The organism is Flagellimonas algicida, assembly GCF_049629585.1.
GTDB lineage: Bacteria > Bacteroidota > Bacteroidia > Flavobacteriales > Flavobacteriaceae > Flagellimonas.
Genome location: NZ_JBMYIX010000001.1, coordinates 989,654 through 1,010,075, shown reverse-complemented (window position 1 = coordinate 1,010,075; position 20,422 = coordinate 989,654). Strand labels below are relative to the sequence as shown.

Annotated in this window: 18 protein-coding genes; 12 read left to right on the top strand and 6 right to left on the bottom strand. The window is 45.2% G+C overall.

Features of this window, described 5'->3' with window-relative positions; translation table 11 throughout:
- Positions 1-78 precede the first annotated feature (78 nt).
- Complete coding sequence (locus tag ACPD8L_RS04485) at positions 79-489, top strand: hypothetical protein (protein WP_116217813.1); 411 nt, start codon at positions 79-81, stop codon at positions 487-489.
- Here the strand turns inward: ACPD8L_RS04485 and ACPD8L_RS04480 are convergent.
- Positions 486-929, bottom strand: a complete 444-nt coding sequence (locus ACPD8L_RS04480) for a hypothetical protein (protein ID WP_116217812.1) — start codon at positions 927-929, stop codon at positions 486-488. The genes ACPD8L_RS04485 and ACPD8L_RS04480 overlap by 4 nt on opposite strands.
- A gap of 181 nt (positions 930-1,110) precedes the next feature.
- On the opposite strand from ACPD8L_RS04480, the gene ACPD8L_RS04475 reads away from it, so the two are divergent.
- From ACPD8L_RS04475 to ACPD8L_RS04425, 11 genes are all read left to right on the top strand, one after another.
- The gene (locus ACPD8L_RS04475) at positions 1,111-2,307 is read left to right on the top strand and encodes an Nramp family divalent metal transporter (RefSeq protein ID WP_423942214.1); all 1,197 of its coding nucleotides are present in this window, start codon (positions 1,111-1,113) and stop codon (positions 2,305-2,307) included.
- Positions 2,307-3,047: a 5-oxoprolinase subunit PxpA gene (gene pxpA, locus ACPD8L_RS04470; RefSeq protein WP_423942211.1), complete on the top strand. Its 741-nt coding sequence runs from the start codon at positions 2,307-2,309 to the stop codon at positions 3,045-3,047. The genes ACPD8L_RS04475 and pxpA overlap by 1 nt, the downstream gene beginning before the upstream one ends.
- On the top strand, positions 3,047-3,781 hold the full coding sequence (gene pxpB / locus ACPD8L_RS04465; RefSeq protein ID WP_421809521.1) for a 5-oxoprolinase subunit PxpB: 735 nt from the start codon (positions 3,047-3,049) through the stop codon (positions 3,779-3,781). Before pxpA ends, pxpB begins: the two co-directional genes overlap by 1 nt.
- Entirely contained in the window at positions 3,774-4,613 is an 840-nt protein-coding gene (locus ACPD8L_RS04460) for a 5-oxoprolinase subunit C family protein (RefSeq protein ID WP_421809520.1), read from the top strand. The genes pxpB and ACPD8L_RS04460 overlap by 8 nt, the downstream gene beginning before the upstream one ends.
- 380 nt (positions 4,614-4,993) lie before the next feature.
- Positions 4,994-6,670, top strand: coding sequence for a dihydroxy-acid dehydratase (ilvD, locus tag ACPD8L_RS04455; protein WP_116217808.1), 1,677 nt, complete (start codon positions 4,994-4,996; stop codon positions 6,668-6,670).
- A 58-nt stretch (positions 6,671-6,728) separates the two neighbouring features.
- Positions 6,729-8,462: a biosynthetic-type acetolactate synthase large subunit gene (ilvB, locus tag ACPD8L_RS04450; protein ID WP_293300871.1), complete on the top strand. Its 1,734-nt coding sequence runs from the start codon at positions 6,729-6,731 to the stop codon at positions 8,460-8,462.
- Between the two features lies 1 nt (position 8,463).
- Complete coding sequence (locus ACPD8L_RS04445; protein WP_423942207.1) at positions 8,464-9,045, top strand: O-methyltransferase; 582 nt, start codon at positions 8,464-8,466, stop codon at positions 9,043-9,045.
- A gap of 2 nt (positions 9,046-9,047) precedes the next feature.
- Positions 9,048-9,575: an acetolactate synthase small subunit gene (gene ilvN, locus ACPD8L_RS04440; RefSeq protein ID WP_116217805.1), complete on the top strand. Its 528-nt coding sequence runs from the start codon at positions 9,048-9,050 to the stop codon at positions 9,573-9,575.
- A 22-nt stretch (positions 9,576-9,597) separates the two neighbouring features.
- Positions 9,598-11,073, top strand: coding sequence for a ketol-acid reductoisomerase (gene ilvC, locus ACPD8L_RS04435; protein WP_293300866.1), 1,476 nt, complete (start codon positions 9,598-9,600; stop codon positions 11,071-11,073).
- Positions 11,074-11,090: 17 nt separating this feature from the next.
- Positions 11,091-12,356 (top strand): threonine ammonia-lyase IlvA, encoded by a 1,266-nt coding sequence (gene ilvA, locus ACPD8L_RS04430; RefSeq protein ID WP_423942203.1) that lies wholly within the window; start codon positions 11,091-11,093, stop codon positions 12,354-12,356.
- Positions 12,357-12,504: 148 nt separating this feature from the next.
- Positions 12,505-14,097, top strand: coding sequence for an NADP-dependent glyceraldehyde-3-phosphate dehydrogenase (locus ACPD8L_RS04425; protein WP_423942201.1), 1,593 nt, complete (start codon positions 12,505-12,507; stop codon positions 14,095-14,097).
- 495 nt (positions 14,098-14,592) lie between these two features.
- On the opposite strand, the gene ACPD8L_RS04420 is transcribed toward ACPD8L_RS04425, so the two are convergent.
- From ACPD8L_RS04420 to leuD, 5 genes are all read right to left on the bottom strand, one after another.
- Positions 14,593-15,804 carry a putative metal-binding motif-containing protein gene (locus ACPD8L_RS04420; protein ID WP_423942198.1) on the bottom strand — a complete coding sequence of 404 codons (1,212 nt, stop codon included), beginning with the start codon at positions 15,802-15,804 and terminating at the stop codon, positions 14,593-14,595.
- Positions 15,805-16,237: 433 nt separating this feature from the next.
- Positions 16,238-16,996 (bottom strand): methyltransferase family protein, encoded by a 759-nt coding sequence (locus tag ACPD8L_RS04415; RefSeq protein ID WP_421809515.1) that lies wholly within the window; start codon positions 16,994-16,996, stop codon positions 16,238-16,240.
- Between the two features lie 195 nt (positions 16,997-17,191).
- On the bottom strand, positions 17,192-18,247 hold the full coding sequence (leuB, locus tag ACPD8L_RS04410) for a 3-isopropylmalate dehydrogenase (RefSeq protein WP_423942194.1): 1,056 nt from the start codon (positions 18,245-18,247) through the stop codon (positions 17,192-17,194).
- Between the two features lie 29 nt (positions 18,248-18,276).
- The gene (locus tag ACPD8L_RS04405) at positions 18,277-19,794 is read right to left on the bottom strand and encodes an alpha-isopropylmalate synthase regulatory domain-containing protein (RefSeq protein WP_421809513.1); all 1,518 of its coding nucleotides are present in this window, start codon (positions 19,792-19,794) and stop codon (positions 18,277-18,279) included.
- A gap of 19 nt (positions 19,795-19,813) precedes the next feature.
- Entirely contained in the window at positions 19,814-20,410 is a 597-nt protein-coding gene (gene leuD, locus ACPD8L_RS04400; protein ID WP_116217796.1) for a 3-isopropylmalate dehydratase small subunit, read from the bottom strand.
- Between the last annotated feature and the right edge of the window lie 12 nt (positions 20,411-20,422).

Sequence of the window (20,422 nt, the reverse complement as noted above, 5' to 3'; positions counted from 1 at the left end):
GTTAAACCTTGTGCGTCAGTCGATTATTGAAAAAATTATACGATAATTTTGCGGCCGTTTTTAATTTAGTGTATTAGAATGCAATGTGTTGAATTGAATCCTGCAGGGAATTTTGACCCGTGGGAACAGGAGAAGATAGATGAGTTGCTGCATCAAGAAATAACACAATCGCTGAGTGATCGATTGGTGTTTGAAAATGAAAGTGTAAAACTATGGGAATTACGTCTCGCCCCAAGGGAACGTATTCCGTTTAGAAAACACAATACCAACTATGGTTGGGTATGTACCACAGGGGGATTGGCCTTGACCCGTTACGGGAACGGAAAGATAGACATGATAAAACTGGATGCCGGGGATACCGAATATTTTGAATACAGGGGAAAAAACTATGTGAACGATCTGGAAAACATAGGAGAGGACCCCATTGTAATCAATATTCTGGAATACAAAGAGACCAAACTGGACAACAAGTTGCAGTTCTGCAACTAAATGGCCCTGATATTTGCCTTCAATCCGGAGATGATTCCCAGGATATTATCTACGGTATCCGTTAGGTAGTATTTTACCGCCAAATGTGGAATTCTTACGGTGGTGAACCCATTTTTGAACGAATGCATGGCGTCCTCTAGATCATTGATGGCCTGTTCATGGGTGATCATGTTGTAGTCCTTGTCAATTTCAATATTGAGTTTTACCCGGGAGATGGCAATGTCCACGGATCGTTTGCCGTCCCACCATTCCAGCATGGGGTTGGCCCCAGCTTCTTTTAGTGCGTAAAAAAGTTGTATGGCTTCAAGGGGGGTGTCGTTGTTTAAAATAACCCTTTTAATGAGTTTGGTATGTCTTTCGCAGAGTTCAACACCTAGTGAATCAAAAGATTCCCTGTATTGTTCGTGTCCGATACTTCTGGCGCAATCCTTACATGTCATAAGTATTTGTTCGGTTTAGGTCTATGTATGATTTGGGATTATTATAACTTTCGCTTTTTCATTATCGTATAAATTGTCGATGTAAAACACCCCACTTTTAGACGAAATGCATTTTTTTGGATGAAATGCAACATTTCTCCAGATATCCTCTTATTTTGAAGACCAAGAAACCAATACGATCATGTTTAAAAAAATAGGTCCGGGCGTTTTGGTCGCGGCCGCATTTGTGGGACCAGGAACCATAGCCATGTGTACCTTGGCAGGGGTTCGGTTTGGCTATGCCCTTATCTGGGCTTTATTGGTCTCCATTCTGGCTACGATCGCACTTCAGGGAATGGCAGGAAGGATAGGAGTGGTGACGCAGTCCGGACTTGTGGATGTGGTAAAGGGGGAACTTAAAAACCCTTGGGCAAGAAAACTGGTTATTGTTGTGGTCTTGGGAGCTATTCTCATTGGCAACGCTGCCTATGAGGCAGGAAACATTGGTGGGGCTACCCTGGGATTGGAACAACTTTTTCCCCAACAACAGCTAATGCCATTTTATCCTTTATTGGTGGGTCTGTTCATTTTTGTGTTGCTCTGGTTCAGTAATTATAAGATTTTGGAGCGGATTTTTGTAGGCTTGGTCGCTCTCATGGGGGTATGTTTCGTAATCTGTGCCCTGTTGACCCAACCTTCTATTTCGGATATTTTGCAAGGTATGTTCGTTCCTAGCCTGCCCGAAGGCAGTTTGCTGACCGTTATTGCCTTGGTGGGGACCACTGTGGTGCCCTACAATCTTTTCCTCCATGCCTCTTTGGTAAAGGAAAAATGGAAATCCGATAAAGACTTGAAAGCAGTGAAGTGGGATACGGCCATCTCCATTGGGTTGGGTGGGCTGGTATCCTTGGCCATCTTGGTCACGGCTTCCGCAGCTCCTATAGATGATGTAAGCAACGTCTTGGATATGGCCAAGGGCTTGGAGCCCTTGTTCGGTAAGATGGCCGTACACCTTATGGGTGTTGGGCTTCTGGCAGCCGGGATTACTTCGGCCATAACCGCATCACTCGCTGCAGCATTTGTGGCCAGCAGTTGTTTTGGTTGGAGTGGGGGAATGCAGGATAAAAGGTTCAAAATGGTATGGGGCTTTGTACTCTTTTGTGGGGTATTCTTTTTGTCGTTCGATATACAGCTCATCCAGGTGATACAATTTGCACAAATGGCTAATGGGGTATTGCTTCCCATCATGGCAATTTTGCTGTTGTGGATCGTGAATCACAAATCGATTATGGGACCATACAAAAACACATGGATTCAAAATGCCATTGGAATTGCCATAGTGGCGTTCAGTATATTTTTAGGGGCAAAAAGTATTTTTAAAGTAATCGGATGGATGTGATGGGGCAGTGGGTTATAGATATCAATTGCGATGTGGGCGAGGGAGTGGGCAATGAAGCCTCACTTTTTCCGTATATAAGCTCCTGCAACATTGCCTGCGGAGGACATGCCGGAGATGTGGATACTATACGACGAATTGTAAAGTTGGCCAAACAGCATCATATTAAGGTAGGGGCGCATCCTTCCTACCCGGACAGGGCAAATTTTGGCAGGCAGGTCATGGATATTTCACCCCAAGAACTACAGGATAGTATCAAGGATCAGTTAAAAACCTTTATGAAGGTTTTGCAGGAAGAGCAGGTCAGCCTTCACCATATTAAGGCCCATGGGGCTTTGTACAATCAAACTGCCAAGGATGAAGCATTGGCGGAAATCTATTTGGATGCCCTTGTTCCATATGTAACGGAGACCTTGCTATATGTTCCATTTGGCTCTGAAATATCTAAAAAAGTCCAGCAAAGAGGTTTTGATGTTTGGTACGAGGCTTTTGCGGATAGAAACTATAACAATGATTTAAGTTTGGTCTCACGAAAACTGCCCAATGCCCTTATCCAGAACCCCGGGAAGGTCTTGCAACATGTAGTTTCCATAATAACCGAAGGAAAAGTTTTGGCCGTGACAGGGGAAAAGATTGGAATAGAGGCACAAACTTTATGCATACATGGCGATACGGCCTCCGCATTGGAAATATTGATGTATCTTTCGGAAGAATTGCCTAACCATCAGGTACGAGTACAGTAGTGAAAAGTTACCCCATCACCATTAAGCCCTTTGGAGAACGCGCTATTCTAGTGGAATGGCCCAACCAAGTGGAAGAGTCTATTTTAGCGGACATCCTTGATTTTATGGATGCTTTCAAGGAATTGGGGCTCCCTGGATGGGAAATGTCCGTCGCTTACAACTCCTTGACCATGGTTTGCAACCAAGAGCATTTGGACTTTGAGGCCATTAAAAAGCTTGTGTTGGACTGTCATTCAAGGCAAGCGACTACCAAAACCAAAAGAATCCAACATTTATGGCAAATACCGGTCTGTTATGATTTGGAATTCGGCATTGATTTGGAAGAAGCCTCGAAGACTTTGAATTTATCCCCTGACGAATTGATACAGGAGCATACGGCACATCAATATGTGGTGTATGGCATTGGGTTTTTACCAGGTTTTATGTATTTGGGAGGATTGCCTACGGGCTTGGAAATCCCAAGAAGGGCGGAACCCCGTCTACAAGTCGCTAAAGGCTCAGTAGGATTGGCGGGAAAACAAACCGGGGTGTATCCCCAAGATTCGCCGGGTGGCTGGAACATCATAGGGAATTGCCCTGTGGAACTGTTCAATCCAAAAGCAAAGGAACCCTGTTTTGTGAAGGTGGGCGATAAAATCCAGTTTCAAAAAATATCCAGGGCCGAGTATGACTTGCACAAGATCGAGGGAGAAGTGGGAATTTACAAACCAGAGAAAACCGTATTGAATGCTTAAAGTGTTGAAATCCGGTTTTTTTATGACCATACAGGACCTAGGTAGGTTCGGGCATAGGGATATAGGAGTGCCCATTTCCGGCGCCATGGATGTGGATTCGGTAAAAAAGGCCAATCTGTTGTTGGAAAATGACCCTAATGCAGCCGTTCTTGAGATTACCATGCAAGGGCCAACACTCCAATTTGAAGAGCCTACGGCCATTTGTCTTTCAGGGGCCCACATTTCCGCTACCTTGAACAATGTGCCCATTGAAAACTATCAGGTTGTGCAGATTTCCAAAGGGGACATTCTCTCTTATGGTAGGTTGGAAAATGGATTTAGAGGCTATTTGGCCATTAAGGATGGGTTCCAGACCCCTAAAGTTTTGGGCAGTCGGTCCCAATTTATTCCGGTCACCAAAAAGAAACATGTCAAGGATGGGGAGGAGATTCCATACAAAAAGACCGATTCTTATGCCCCAATTATTTCGGAGGTCAAGATAGAGGACCATTTTCTGGGTGAGGAACTGGAAGTGTTCAAGGGACCTGAATTTTCTCTTTTGTCCGACCAACAATTGGCCGCCATTTTTTCAAAACAGTTCATGGTCTCCAAAGAAAATAATCGAATGGCCTATCAGCTTAAGGAATTGATTCCGGGGCACGGACATTCCATGCTCACTTCGGGAACTTTGCCCGGGACCATACAATTTACGCCGGCCGGGCGTTTGATCATTTTAATGAAAGATGGACAGACCACAGGAGGATATCCGCGCATACTGCAACTATCGGAAGCTGCTATAAATACACTTGCCCAAAAGAAGTTGGGGGATACTTTGTCCTTTAAGCTCCTATAGTGGGATATACTATTTTGGATTTTTTTCTCGGATAGGTATTACCATAAAAGTATTTTTTTGTAACATTGGGGCATGAAAAGAAATATTCTAGTCAACGGTGTCGTCATTATTATTCCAAACATGGAATGATACAGACTTGCTGTTGATGAAAAGGGCCTGTATCAAGATTGATGCAGGCCCTTTTTCTTTTGCATTATAAAAATAAATGAATATTGGATTTTTTTAAGTATAAATAATTGATTTTTAGAGAGTTGTATTGATAATATTTCAAATGGACCTAGATAGCCCGAAACTGTTAAAAATATGGGGTTTTTTAAACATCTATCTTTGGATAACATAAAGAAATTCAACAAAATTCTCGATTCGAACGAAATTTGACAATGGAACTGAACAAGTTTAGTAAAAATGTGACCCAAGACCCAACCCTTCCTGCTGCACAAGCCATGTTGCACGCCATAGGGTTGACCGACGAAGATTTACAAAAACCACTTATAGGCATCGCAAGTACAGGCTACGAGGGAAACCCTTGTAACATGCACTTGAACGATTTGGCACTGGAAGTGAAAAAAGGGGTGCAGTCTACCAATATGGTCGGACTTATCTTCAATACCATAGGGGTCAGTGACGGTATCTCCAACGGAACCCCAGGGATGCGGTACTCCTTGCCTTCGCGGGACATTATTGCGGACTCTATGGAAACTGTGGTACAAGCCATGAGTTATGATGGTTTGGTGACCGTTGTGGGCTGTGACAAAAATATGCCCGGTGCCTTGATGGCGCAATTGCGTTTGAACAGACCTTCCATTTTGGTGTATGGGGGAACCATTGCCCCGGGATGTCACAACAATAGGAAATTGGACATCATTTCCGCATTTGAGGCCTATGGACAAAAAGTGGCAGGAACCATTGATGAAACCGAATATAAGGAAGTAATCCACAAAGCATGTCCGGGAGCCGGCGCGTGTGGAGGGATGTACACAGCCAACACCATGGCATCGGCCATTGAGGCCATGGGGATGTCCATGCCGTTCAACTCTTCAATCCCTGCGGTGAACCAAAGCAAAGGAGCCGACTGCGAAGCTGCGGGAGCCGCTTTGCTCAACCTGTTGCAAAATGACCTTAAGCCTAAGGATATCGTTACCAAAAAATCCTTGGAGAATGCGTTCCGATTGGTAACCGTTTTGGGTGGTTCTACCAATGCTGTATTGCATTTTATGGCCATTGCGCACGCTGCTGAGGTGGACTTTACTTTGGAAGACATTACAAGAATTAGCGAGACCACCCCGCTACTGGCGGATTTAAAGCCAAGTGGAAAATATCTTATGGAGGACCTTCATAAGGTTGGAGGTGTTCCAGCGGTACTAAAATATATGTTGAAGAAAGGAATGCTTCATGGCGATTGTGTCACCGTGACCGGAAAAACATTGGCCGAAAACCTTTTGGATGCGCCCGATTTGGAAGAAGGACAGGATATTATCAGGCCTCTGGACCAACCCATCAAAGAGACGGGGCATATCCGTATCCTTTATGGAAATTTGGCCTCGGAAGGTGCTGTGGCCAAGATTACAGGTAAAGAAGGATTGGAATTTACCGGAACAGCCCGAGTTTTCGATAGCGAAACTGCCGTTAACGAAGGAATTCACACCGGTAAGGTCCAAAAAGGAGATGTGGTGGTCATTCGATATGAAGGACCTAAGGGAGCTCCGGGTATGCCTGAAATGCTGAAGCCTACCTCGGCCATTATGGGCGCAGGCTTGGGCAAGGATGTTGCCTTGATCACCGATGGAAGGTTTTCCGGAGGGTCACATGGTTTTGTGGTAGGACACGTTTCCCCCGAAGCCCAAGTAGGTGGAGGTATCGCTTTGGTGAAAGATGGGGACGAAATCACCATCGATGCCGTGAACAATACCATCAACATCAATATTTCCGATGAAGAATTGGAGCAACGAAGAAAAGCATGGAAGCAACCTGAACTGAAAATAAAATCAGGTAGCCTGTACAAATACGCAAAAACGGTTTCATCTGCCTCGAAAGGATGTGTTACCGACTTATTTTAAAAAAACAAACACTAAATGCCCATAGAGGGAAGGATATGTATTTCCAAAATAAAGGCTTATGGAAACATTGAAAGCACAAAAAAAAGAGAATAAAAAGAGCGCCTCAATACGTATTACGGGTGCTGAGGCTATTATACATTGCTTGTTGGCCGAAGGAGTGGACCTTATTTACGGGTACCCTGGAGGAGCCATCATGCCTGTGTATGATGAATTGTATAAATTCCAGGATAAGCTTACCCACATCCTAACAAGGCATGAGCAAGGGGCTACCCACGCCGCGCAAGGGTATGCACGGGTAAGTGGAAAGGTTGGGGTGGCCATGGCAACATCGGGTCCTGGTGCCACCAATTTGGTGACCGGTATAGCCGATGCCCAAATAGATTCCACACCCATGGTGTGTATCACGGGACAGGTGGCAAGACATCTCTTAGGGTCCGATGCCTTCCAGGAAACGGACATTGTTGGGATTTCAACACCTGTGACCAAATGGAACTACCAGATTACCCGGGCCGAAGAAATCCCTGAGATTATGGCAAAGGCATTCTACATTGCAAAATCAGGTAGGCCAGGCCCCGTTTTGGTGGACATCACCAAGAATGCCCAGTTTGATGAATTGGATTTTGTGTATGAGAAATGTACGGGTGTACGAAGCTATAAACCTGCTCCTGACATCGAAGTAAGTGCTATTGAAAAGGCAGCGGAATTGATCAACAATGCCAAAAAGCCCTATATCGTTTTTGGACAAGGGGTGATTTTGGGTGAGGCAGAGGAACAGCTCAAGGCTTTGGTTGAAAAAGCGGGAATTCCAGCCGCTTGGACCATTTTGGGACTTTCGGCCATGGATACGGACCATCCGTTGAATGTGGGTATGGTGGGTATGCATGGAAATTATGGCCCCAATGTCCTTACCAATGAGTGCGATTTGCTCATTGCCATAGGCATGCGCTTTGATGACAGGGTGACCGGAAATTTGGAAACCTATGCCAAGCAGGCCAAGATCATTCATTTTGAGATAGATCCTGCGGAAGTCAACAAAAATGTGAAGGTGGATGTTGCTGTTTTGGGCAATGCCAAACAGACTCTGGAATTGCTACTTCCCTTGGTAAATAAAAATGAACATAAGGAATGGTTGGGCGAGTTTGAAAAAAAGCGTCAAATCGAATTTGATACCGTAATACAAAAGGACATACATCCCACCAAGCCGGGACTTACCATGGGTGAAGTCATGGAGCAGATCAATGTGGCTTCCGGTCACAAGGCGGTCATTGTTTCCGATGTGGGACAGCACCAAATGATGGCTTGTCGTTATGCTAAATTCAAGCAGTCCAAAAGTAATATCACCTCGGGTGGTTTGGGAACCATGGGATTTGCCCTTCCGGCGGCCATTGGTGCCAAGATGGGAGCTATGGACCGCGAGGTCGTTGCTATCATTGGTGATGGCGGGTACCAGATGACCATTCAGGAACTTGGGGTTATCTTTCAGCATAATCTACCCGTAAAAATAGTGGTATTGAACAATGATCACTTGGGAATGGTGCGTCAATGGCAGGAACTTTTCTTTGAAAGACGATATGCCTCAACCGTTATGACCAATCCTGATTTTGTGAAAATCGCGGAAGGCTACCACATCAAATCCAGAAGGGTAGTGGAGCGTTCGGAATTGAAGGATGCCGTGGAAGAAATGATGGCTTCCAAAGACCCTTATTTCTTGGAGGTTCGGGTAGAGAAGGAAGACAATGTGTTCCCAATGGTTCCAACAGGGGCTTCCATTTCAGACATCAGATTAAAATAAGATGAATCAGGCCAATAGTTTGGATATGCCGGTCAACTATCCCGCTTTGCTTGCCAAATCCAAGGAAATGGGCTTTTCCATGTCTTCGGATATGGGAGTAGGTTCCTTATTAAGGACGTTGGTAGCTTCCAAATCCAATGGAAATTTCTTGGAATTGGGTACTGGAGTAGGTCTGTCATTGGCTTGGATGGTACAGGGAATGGACAAAAAATCCCATGTCATCAGCGTGGACAATGACACTGAGCTTATCCAGATTGCCAAAGCCTTTTTTCAAGACGAACCCCGTTTGGAGCTTGTTTGTGCAGACGGCGGGGAATGGTTGGAATCCTATGAAGGCGATTCATTCGATTTGATTTTTGCGGATGCTTGGCCCGGAAAATACAGTCATTTGGAGAATGCTTTGGCCTTACTTAATATAGGCGGCTTTTATGTCATAGACGACATGAGCAGACAACCCAATTGGCCGGTAGGGCATGAGGATAAGGCGAACCAGCTGATAGAATTATTGGAAAAAAGAAAAGATATAACAATTACAAAAATGGACTGGTCCACAGGACTCATAGTTGCGGTTAAAATAAAATAAGCATGGAAAATCAATGGTATACCATATCGGTGTATTCCGAAAACAATGTGGGTTTGCTCAATAGAATATCTGGGATATTCTTAAAGAGACACATTAATATTGAGAGTTTAAATGTTTCAAAATCAGAGATTGAGAACGTATCAAAGTTCACAATCGTGATTTTTTCCACCGAAGATTGGGCGCGAAAAATCGTCAACCAAATAGAAAAACAGATTGAGGTCATCAAGGCCTACTATCATACGGATGATGAAACCATTTACCAAGAATCGGCCCTTTTTAAGATTGCGTCCCACTTGTTGTTTGATGAAAGACAGATTCAGAACATCATCAAAGAAAGCAATTCACAGATTGTTACCGTGAGCAGGGATTTCTTTGTTTTGGCCAAGACCGGGCGTCGTCATGAAATCGATGAGATGCACGATGCGTTGGAACCTTACGGGATCATGCAGTTTGTTCGCTCCGGCAGGATAGCCGTGAGTAAGGCGGCCATGCCGATCACCAATATTTTAGCAGAATTTCAAAATCAATAAATAGCAAAATCAAATAGTTAAAATGGCAAATTACTTCAACACACTATCACTTCGTGAACAATTGACCCAATTGGGAAAGTGTAGGTTTATGGACCCAAGTGAGTTCGCTGATGGTGTTACCGCTCTAAAGGGCAAGAAAATTGTAATAGTGGGCTGTGGTGCCCAAGGGTTGAACCAAGGATTGAACATGCGTGACTCTGGACTGGATATTTCCTATACGCTTCGTGAAGCGGCCATTAAGGAACAAAGACAGTCATACAAGAACGCCACTGAGAACAATTTCACCGTGGGGACCTATGAGGAATTGATCCCTACCGCTGATTTGGTCATCAACCTAACTCCGGACAAGCAACACTCCAAAGTTGTAGGTGCGGTAATGCCCTTGATGAAAAAAGGAGCCACCCTATCGTATTCACACGGATTCAACATTGTTGAGGAAGGAATGCAGGTGCGTGAGGACATCACTGTGATCATGGTTGCTCCCAAGAGTCCAGGTTCTGAAGTACGCGAAGAATATAAGAGAGGTTTTGGGGTACCTACCCTAATTGCAGTCCACCCAGAGAACGATCCCGAAGGAAAGGGATTGGAGCAGGCCAAGGCCTATGCCGCTGGTACAGGTGGTGACAGGGCCGGTGTTTTGGAATCTTCCTTCGTGGCCGAGGTAAAATCGGATTTGATGGGAGAGCAGACCATCCTTTGTGGATTGTTGCAGACTGGATCCATCCTTTCATTCAATAAAATGATCGAGAAAGGTGTTGATGCCGGATACGCTTCCAAATTGATACAATACGGTTGGGAAACCATTACCGAAGGATTGAAACAGGGAGGGATCACCAATATGATGGACCGTTTGTCCAACCCAGCCAAAATCAAGGCTTTTGATTTGGCCGAGGAGTTGAAAGTGATTATGCGTCCCTTGTTCCAAAAGCATATGGACGACATCATGAGCGGTCATTTCTCCAAAACCATGATGGAAGATTGGGACAATGGCGATAAAAATCTATTGGATTGGCGTGCCGCTACCGGAGAAACTGCTTTTGAGAAGACTCCGGCTGGTGATGTTTCCATTTCTGAGCAAGCATACTATGATAATGGCGTATTGATGGTCGCTTTTGTAAAATCAGGGGTTGAATTGGCCTATGAGACCATGACCGAGTCTGGAATCATTGGGGAATCCGCGTACTACGAGTCGCTTCACGAGACCCCATTGATCGCGAACACCATCGCAAGAAAGAAATTGTTCGAAATGAACCGAGTAATTTCCGATACCGCGGAGTACGGTTGCTATTTGTTCGACCATGCTTGTAAGCCGTTGTTGACCGACTTCATGAAAACTGTGGAAACCGATGTTATTGGAAAACACTTTGGTGAAGGAAAAGACAGTGGGGTGGACAACATCAAGTTGATTGCAGTGAACAAAGCCATCCGCGAGCATGATGTGGAGGTGGTTGGAGCGCGTTTGCGTGCTTCCATGACCGCTATGAAACCTATTGGATAAATATAGATATTGGCCTCATGAAGAAGACTGTGGATGCCTATTTTCCACAAATAGCGGATATATACCAAGCAGCGAAGACCATTGCCCAAGTGGCCCAAGTGACCCCTTTGCAGCAGAGTATCCGGTATTCCAAAAATTATGGGGCCAATATTTTACTCAAAAGGGAAGACCTGCACCGTGTTCGGAGCTATAAAATTCGCGGTGCCTACAATAAGATCAGTTCGCTTTCCAAGGAAGAACTGGAAAAAGGTGTGGTCTGTGCCAGTGCTGGCAACCATGCCCAAGGTGTGGCATTTGCCTGTAGTCATTTACAGGTAAAGGGTACGATTTTTATGCCCGTGGTCACCCCAAAACAAAAAATAGACCAGACCAAAATGTTTGGCGGCGATTGGGTAAAAGTAGTGTTGGAGGGGGATACCTTTGACGACTCCAATAAAGCGGCCCAATTGTTCTGTGCCGAAGAGGGTAAGACCTTTGTGCACCCTTTTGATGATGAAAAAATCATTGAAGGGCAGGCTACGGTAGGACTGGAAATACTTCAACAGACGGATACTCCGATTGATTATGTCTTTGCGGCCGTTGGTGGCGGCGGATTGGCCTCCGGGCTTTGTGCCACCTTCCATGCGTTATCGCCCAAGACCAAAATCATTGGAGTGGAGCCCGAAGGGGCGCCTTCCATGAAAAAGTCCATTGAAAATGGAGGGCTTGTGGAATTGCAACAGATAGATAAGTTTATAGACGGGGCAGCTGTCCAGAAAGTGGGACAATTGACCTTTCCTATTTGTAGGGACTATCTACACCAAATGATGACCGTTCCCGAAGGGAAAGTCTGCCAGACCATATTGGACCTGTACAATCGGGATGCCATTGTGGTGGAGCCTGCAGGGGCTTTGACCATAGCTGCCTTGGATGATTTTGCGGAAGAGATCAAGGGCAAGAATGTGGTTTGCATCATCAGTGGAAGCAACAACGATATTACCCGTACCGCAGAGATCAAGGAGCGAGCCTTGTTGTATGCCAATTTAAAGCACTATTTTATAGTGAGGTTTCCACAGCGTCCAGGTGCATTGAAAGAATTTGTGGTGGATATCTTGGGACCCAATGATGATATTACCCATTTTGAATACTCCAAGAAATCGAGCAGGGAAAATGCCCCGGCCGTGGTGGGCATTGAATTGAAATCATCTGAAGATTTGGAGCCTTTGATCCAGCGTATGAAGGCCAATAACTTTTTTGGGGACTACCTCAACGATAAGCCTGACCTTTTTCGGTATTTAGTGTGATTCCACACACATAGCCCCCAGCTTATTTACTCCATCGTTTTCGATAGGAAACCTTTGAAAACAAGGCAACTCAAAGCCTTTTTTGTGTTAGTTTTGTTAGGAAAACACGACTGTTTTATAGAACTTTAATAGCATAAAAGAACAACATATGCCAGCAATAAAAAGTACCATACCTGAAGCATTTCAAATCACGCAAGAGATTCACCAAAAGACCTATTTGGTCAATGGAGAATTACGAAAATGGGAGGGAAGTACCACTCCTGTGGTCTCCACAATATCTTCCACTAAAGAATATGCCCCGACAACCTTGGGTAGTATCCCCGATATGGGGGAGCCCGAAGCTATGGAGGCTTTGGATGCGGCCTTGGCAGCTTATGATAAGGGACAGGGGGTTTGGCCCACGATGAAGGTGAAGGACCGTATTGAATGTATGGAATCCTTTGTGAAGAAGATGGAGCAGAAGCGTGATGAGGTTGTAAAACTGTTGATGTGGGAAATTGGTAAGTCACAACCGGATTCCTACAAGGAGTTTGACCGTACCGTTGAGTATATCTATGATACCATTGAGGAATACAAGCAGTTGGATCGGGATAGTGCCAAGTTTGAAAAAAACAATGGTGTCTATGCCCATATCCGAAGGGGGCCACTAGGTGTGGTGCTCTGCTTGGGACCCTACAACTATCCCTTGAATGAGACCTTTGCGTTGTTGATCCCCGCTATTATTATGGGAAACACCACCATATTTAAACCCGCAAAACATGGGGTTTTGTTAATTACACCACTTTTGGAAGCTTTTAAGAGCAGTTTTCCAAAAGGTGTGGTGAACATTCTTTTCGGTAGGGGTAGGGCCGTGGCCGCTCCCATCATGAAAACCGGAAAGGTGGATGTGTTGGCCCTTATCGGAAACAGTAAATCGGCCAATGCCTTACAAGAACAGCACCCCAAAAGCAACAGATTGCGATTGGTATTGGGCTTGGAGGCCAAAAACCCGGCCATTGTATTGCCCGATGCGGATTTGGACCTCACCATCAACGAATGTATTGCGGGGACATTGTCCTTTAACGGGCAACGCTGTACCGCACTCAAAGTGGTTTATGTGCATGAGGATATCAAGGACGAATTCCTAAAACGCTTTTCCGAGAAAGTGGATGCCCTTAAGTTTGGCAATCCATGGGATGACGGGGTGAGCCTTACGCCACTGCCAGAACCTGGAAAGCCAGCTTATATCCAAGAATTATTGGATGATGCTAAAACCAAAGGGGCCAAGGTCCTTAACAAAAAGGGAGGAAAGCATTTTGATAATTACATCTGGCCAGCAGTATTGTATCCGGTTTCCAAAGATATGCGGGTGTATGAAGAAGAGCAGTTTGGGCCCATCATTCCTGTGCTGTCCTTCAAGGATATTGAAGAGCCTTTGGACGATATGGCGGAAAGCAACTACGGACAGCAGGTGAGTCTGTTCGGAAAAGATGTGTACACCCTTTCGCCACTTATTGATTCCTTGGCGAACCTCGTTTGCCGAGTAAACCTGAACAGTTCTTGCCAACGTGGCCCGGATGTATACCCGTTTACAGGACGAAAGGATTCTGCACAGTCCACCTTGAGTGTGCACGATGCCCTGCGTTCGTTCTCCATACGGACGTTTGTGGCCTTTAAGGACAACGACCTGAACAATGAGACCATTGAACAGCTGTTGGAAGCCAAAGTGAGCAACTTTTTAAGTACGGACTATATCTTGTAACAACAGATCTCTCACATTCTCCTTCGACTGCCCTCAGGAAAGGGTTCTAAATGACTGTAAATTGTTGTATGTCATTTCGAGTGAGTCCCGGTTTTCGGGACGACGAGAAATCTCTTTTTCAGTCTTGGTTGGATTAATGTTGTGAGTAAGGTGTTTAGATTTCTCACATTTTCCTTCGACTTCGCTCAGGATGACAGTTCGAAATGACTGGAAATGGGTGTATGTCATTTCGAGTGAGTCCCGATAGGCATCGGGACGACGAGAAATCTCTTTTCAGTCTTGGTTGGTTTAATGTTGTGAGTAAGGTGTTTAGATTTCTCACATTTTCCTTCGACTTCGCTCAGGACAGGATTTGAAATGACTGTAAATGGGTGTATGTCATTTCGAGTGAGTCCCGATAGGCATCGGGACGATGAGAAATCTCCAATGAAGTTTAACAGTAAAAAAGCCTTGGAATTTTTCCAAGGCTTTTCGGGTTAAGTCGGTTTGGATTGTTTATAGATCTGGTGTTGAGCGGGTATAGGAAATAGGCCCACCTGGATTTTGATTGCCGTTTCCCCATTCGGTAAAGGTAAGGGTAAGGTATATATCTTCTTCTACCAACCAGACGCCTAAATGTTTTCCCGTGATATAATTGAAAAAAGCATCTTCATCATTATCAATGGTAAAATCATCCAAAACATTATTCACTGGCTGTCCAGTTTCCAGAGACTCTATAATCGCTGCCAAATTATTGAAGCTGTAAAAATGGGTGGGATCACCAAGTTGTCCATAAAGTGAGAAATTTTCCCAAGCAGTATTTGGGTTCTCGGCCCCAGTGTCATCCAACAGGGCCCAGCGCACCCCTTTGGTTCCCCCCGAGGGATCTATGGCGGCAATATCTTTGATTGCCGCGTCATCATTATCCCAAAAATCGGCCACTAAGTCTGAACTAGATGCGTTGTTATGTGTTGCATCTTCGCCAAAAACATCCTGCCACCACTGGTAGTTGTACATAGGACCGCTGTTTTGCCTTGTGAAGACAACCTTTGTGGTAATTTGATCCTGGTTTTCGGGTAGTGTCCAATCAGCGAAAGCTGTCTTGGTGTAAACCTTTTCCTCTCCTGTCCAGATTGTTGCCTCCCATTGTTCCCCGTCACAATCATTGTCAACACCATCATTGACTATCTCTTCAGCATCTGGATTGATATTAGCGTTGGAATCATCACAATCGGTATTATCAGTTACATACTTTTCAGGTACTGCAACGCCATCACATAGGGCCAAAGGTTCGTCAGGATCACCATAAGTGTCCCCGTCATCGTCTAGATAGTAAGTTACGGTTTCACAACCCGGGAAATCATTGGCATCCGAATCATTGGGATCGGTATTGTCGGTTACATACTTGTCCGGAGCCGCCACCCCATCACAGAGTTCCAAGGATTGGTTGGGATCCCCGAAGGTGTCGCCGTCATTGTCCAGATAATAGGTCACCATGGTGCAATTGGAAAAAATATCGGCATTGGTGTCATCGGGGTCATTGGCATTGGCCACATAACCGTCCGGTTTGTCACAGGCCTTTTTCGTGTCACCGGAATCGCCTTCGCCATCAGTATCTCCGTCATGGTACCAGGTTTTCTCCTCACAGGCCTCATCCTTTTTACAGGACTGGTTTACAAAGAGGGTCAGGGCCATGAACATGAGCCCCAAGAGTTTTGGATGTTTCATCGTGAATTTTTTATTGTTTTTCCAAAGGAAAGCAAAGACATACCGGAATCATGGGAGGAATTGACGGATGCCCTGTTTGGGTTGATGTGTGCTTGGTTTGGGTTGATGCAATGTTCCAGTCTTAAAATTACAGAACAGTCGTTGGGCGTCAAGGTGGCAACTTTTAGGTTATGGTAACAGATTTCTCACAGCTCCTTCGACCACCCCTTCGACTTCGCTCAGGGCAGGGCTCAGGACAGGGTTCGAAATGACTGGAAATGGGTGTATGTCATTTCGAGTGAGTCCCGAGGGTAATCGGGACGACGAGAAATCCCAATGCTGTTTATGGTTTATTTTAAAATAAACCCAAAGGATTTTGTTTGGGGGAGGTGAAATTTATCGATGCCCTGTTTGGATTGATGAGATATGATAAGAGAAGTGGGAAGTCGTTCGTTTATCGCAATATATTTTCCTCATCTAGGACAGAGGTTCGTCGTTTCAGGAATGTCAATACCAGAAAAGCAATACTGGAAATGATGAAGCCTACCAGAAAAGTCAGGTTGAAATTAGTGGTTCCATTGATGAGTTCCCCGGCCATATCAAAAACAAAAAATATAGTGAAGAGATTGAAAAAACCATTCTTTTCCTGTTTCAAGACCTTTTTCCAACTAAAAGTCATAACGGGCTGTCTATACCTTCTAAAATTTGGAATAAAGGCTGGGACCCTTTCGGACCAAAACAGATAGGTCATCCCAAACTTTTTACGCAAAAACTGCTCTTCCGCGAACATGATACGTTCATAGTACACCCAAAACAGGAAGCAGAAAGCCGTTACAAACCAAAAGTTGCCGGTCAATAAGGCCGGGCCCAACCACATAAAGAAGTTTCCCAAGTAAAGAGGGTGTCTTACAATGGAATAGATGCCTGTGGTGTTGAGCGTATCTGCTACCTGACCCTTGACATTTCTGCCTGAGGTGTTCTTTGGGGCATGGCCAATGGTGAAGATTCGGATAAACTGCCCCAACAGCCCTACGAACAAACAGAATAGTTCATAATGAAATTCATATGGGGTGTCCTTGATGAAAAAGGTTTCGGGGTTGATCTCGGTGTTGATGTACAGGCCAATTCCGATCGCGATGATGATCAAAGGCAAAAAGCTTCGATATCGGAACAGCCAAATTCCTTGTTGTTCAAATTCTTCCTGTAGTGCCATCTTAAGTTCCTTTTGAGATTACTATTGGAACCAAAACTATTATGGTCCAAATCAAAAAGGAGGGCACAATTGACGGATGCCCCTTATGGATTGACGTAGGCTGGGTTTGAATTGAAGGGGAATTGGGAAGAGGTGTGTTTTTGATATAAAAAAAGCCCCATAAAGGGGCTCTTGGAATTTTATTTTCGAAATGGGTTAGATATTGGCGGCCAACCAATCACCCACCTCACTGGTGCCGTACGATTTGCCACCTTCGGCCAAATCCTCAGTGACTACCCCTTCGGCCAAAGACTTGTTGACCACGGCACGAATGGCTTCCGCTTCATCGGCAAGGTTCAAATCCTCGAACAACATGGCGGCAGAGAGTACGGTTGCCAATGGATTGGCGATGTTCTTTCCAGCGGCTTGCGGATACGAACCGTGAATGGGCTCATAAAGCGACACCTTGCTTCCTACGGAAGAAGAGGGCATCAACCCCATGGAGCCAGAAATAACGGAGGCTTCATCAGTAAGGATGTCCCCAAATAGGTTGGCGGTAATGATCACATCGTAGGCTTTGGGCCATTGTACCAAACGCATGGCTACGGCATCCACAAATTCATAGGACACTTCCACTTCTGGGTATTCCTTTTCCAAATTTTGGACGGTTTCCCTCCACAAACGGGAAGATTCCAATACGTTGGCCTTGTCCACACAGCAAAGCTTTTTAGAGCGTTTAAGGGCCATTTCAAAGCCTTTGCGGGCCAATCGTTCTATTTCAAAGCGTTGGTAGGTCATGGTGTCAAAGGCGGTGTTTCCGTCGTCCTTTCTTCCTCTTTCCCCAAAATACACCCCTCCGGTAAGCTCACGAAGGATGATAAGGTCCGTACCTTCAATGCGTTCTTTCTTCAAAGGGGATTTATCAATCAATGAAGGAAAAGTGAATGTGGGTCGAACATTGGCGAAAAGTCCCAATTTTTGACGCATTTTCAACAACCCTTGCTCAGGACGTACCTTGGCGGATGGGTCATTGTCAAAACGTGGATGTCCTATGGCTCCAAAAAGTACGGCATCGGCATTGGCACATACCTCATGGGTTTCGTCGGGATAGGGTTCGCCCACGGCATCAATGGCAGCAGCGCCGGTAAGTGCTGGCGTCCAATTGATCTCATGTCCGAATTTTTTTGCTACGGCATCGGATACCTTTACGGCTTGGTCTATTACTTCGGGGCCGATTCCATCCCCGGCCAATAGGGCTATGTTCAATTTCATTTCTTTAATTATCAGTTTTCAACAATTATCTATACTAGGTTGAGCATTTTTTCTGTGGCCTTAATGGCCGATACGGTCTGGTCGGAGTCCAATCCACGCGTAGTGAACTCATTTTCCTTGGTCTGCCAAGTGATAATGGTCTCGCAAAGTGCATCCGAATTACTCCCAGGAGGGATTCTAACGGCATAGTCCACCAGCTTGGGCAGTTCCCTTCCTTCTTTTTTGTACACTTTTTTCAAGGCATTGATAAAAGCATCGAATTGTCCATCTCCCTGTGCGTTTTCCTCATAGCTCTTTCCTTCTATTTCAATGGAAAGGGTAGTGGAGGGCTTTAATCCTTTGGAATGGGTAAGTACGTAGGATTTCACAAACACCTTTTGTTGATGGAGGTCGCTGTCCAGAACATCGGAAATGATGTAGGGGAGGTCATCCTTGGTGACCCTTTCTTTTTTATCGCCCAACTCTATGATGCGCTCGGTAACTTTTTTGAGCTCTTCATCGTTCAAGGTCAATCCGAGTTCCTGAAGGTTCTTTTGGATGTTGGCCTTGCCCGATGTTTTGCCTAGGGCATATTTCCGCTTTCTGCCGAAACGCTCTGGCAATAGGTCATTAAAGTAAAGATTCTTTTTGCTGTCTCCATCTGCATGTATACCAGCAGTTTGGGTAAATACATTATCTCCAACAATGGGTTTGTTGTCCGGGATGCCAAATCCGGTAAAAGCCGATACCAACTTGCTCACTTTGTACAGCGAGGATTCCTTGACCCCGATGGAAATCTCGGGCATAAAATCATTGATTACTGCCACTACACTGGCCAACGGAGCATTACCTGCCCGTTCCCCCATACCGTTTACGGTAAGGTGCAGGCCATGGGCACCCGCTTTGAGAGCTTCCATGACATTGGCTACGCTCAGGTCATAATCGTTATGCCCGTGAAAATCGAAATGCGTGTTCGGATATTTCTCAAGAATCTCTTTAAAAAATTGTCCGGTCTCGCCATGGGTCAATACCCCTAAGGTATCGGGCAATAAAATGCGTTTAACGGGTTGGGCGGTAAGAAAATCCAAAAATTGGTACACGTATTCTTTGGAATTTCGCATACCATTGCTCCAATCTTCAAGGTACACATTGGTTTCAATGCCCAATTCTTGAGCGTTTTGGATCACCGCGGCAATATCTGAAAAATGCTGCTCGGGCGTTTTCTTGAGTTGATGGGTGAGGTGGTTCAGCGACCCTTTGGTCAACAAGTTTTGCACCTTGGCACCGGCTTCCACCATCCAATCCAAGGAAACCCCATTGTCCACAAAGGTGAGTACCTCAACTTTGGAAATATACCCTTCACTTTGGGCCCACTCGGTGATACTTTTGACCGCTTTGAGCTCTCCTTCTGAAACACGGGCCGAAGCCACCTCAATACGGTCCACTTTGAGTTCTTCCAAAAGAAGTTTGGCCAAAGTGAGTTTTTCCGAAGCGGAAAAGGAAACCCCAGAGGTCTGTTCACCATCCCTTAGGGTGGTGTCCATGATTTCAACGGTGCGTGCTTTCATTTTCAGTGTAGGGTTGGGTCTATAAGGGAGTGTTCCCGGCAAATTGCTCAATATCGTTCTTGATGTTCAACAAATAGTCGATGTCATCAAAACCGTTGAGCATATTTTGTTTTTTGTACCCGTTGATGTCAAAGCTTTCGCTTTCCCCAGTTCCCAAAATGGTGATTTTTTGCTCAGGAAGGTTCACTTCCAACTCCGCTTTGGGGTCGGCCTCAATGGCGGTGAAAATTTTATCCAAAAACTCGGGACTTACCTGAACGGGCAATACCCCGATGTTCAGACAGTTGTTTCGGAAAATATCCGCAAAGAAGCTGGATACCACACAGCGGAATCCGTAATCGTATACGGCCCATGCGGCGTGCTCCCGAGAAGAACCGGAACCGAAATTTTTTCCACCTACCAATATTTTTCCACTGTAGATGGGATTGTTCAGTACAAAATGCTCTTTTGGGGTATCATCTGAATTGTATCTCCAGTCGCGGAACAAATTGTCCCCAAAACCTTTACGCTCCGTGGCTTTAAGGAATCGGGCTGGGATGATTTGGTCAGTATCCACATTTTCAATGGGCATGGGTACCGCCGAACTTTTTAATATGTTGAATTTATCGTATGCCATGTTTTTTCAATT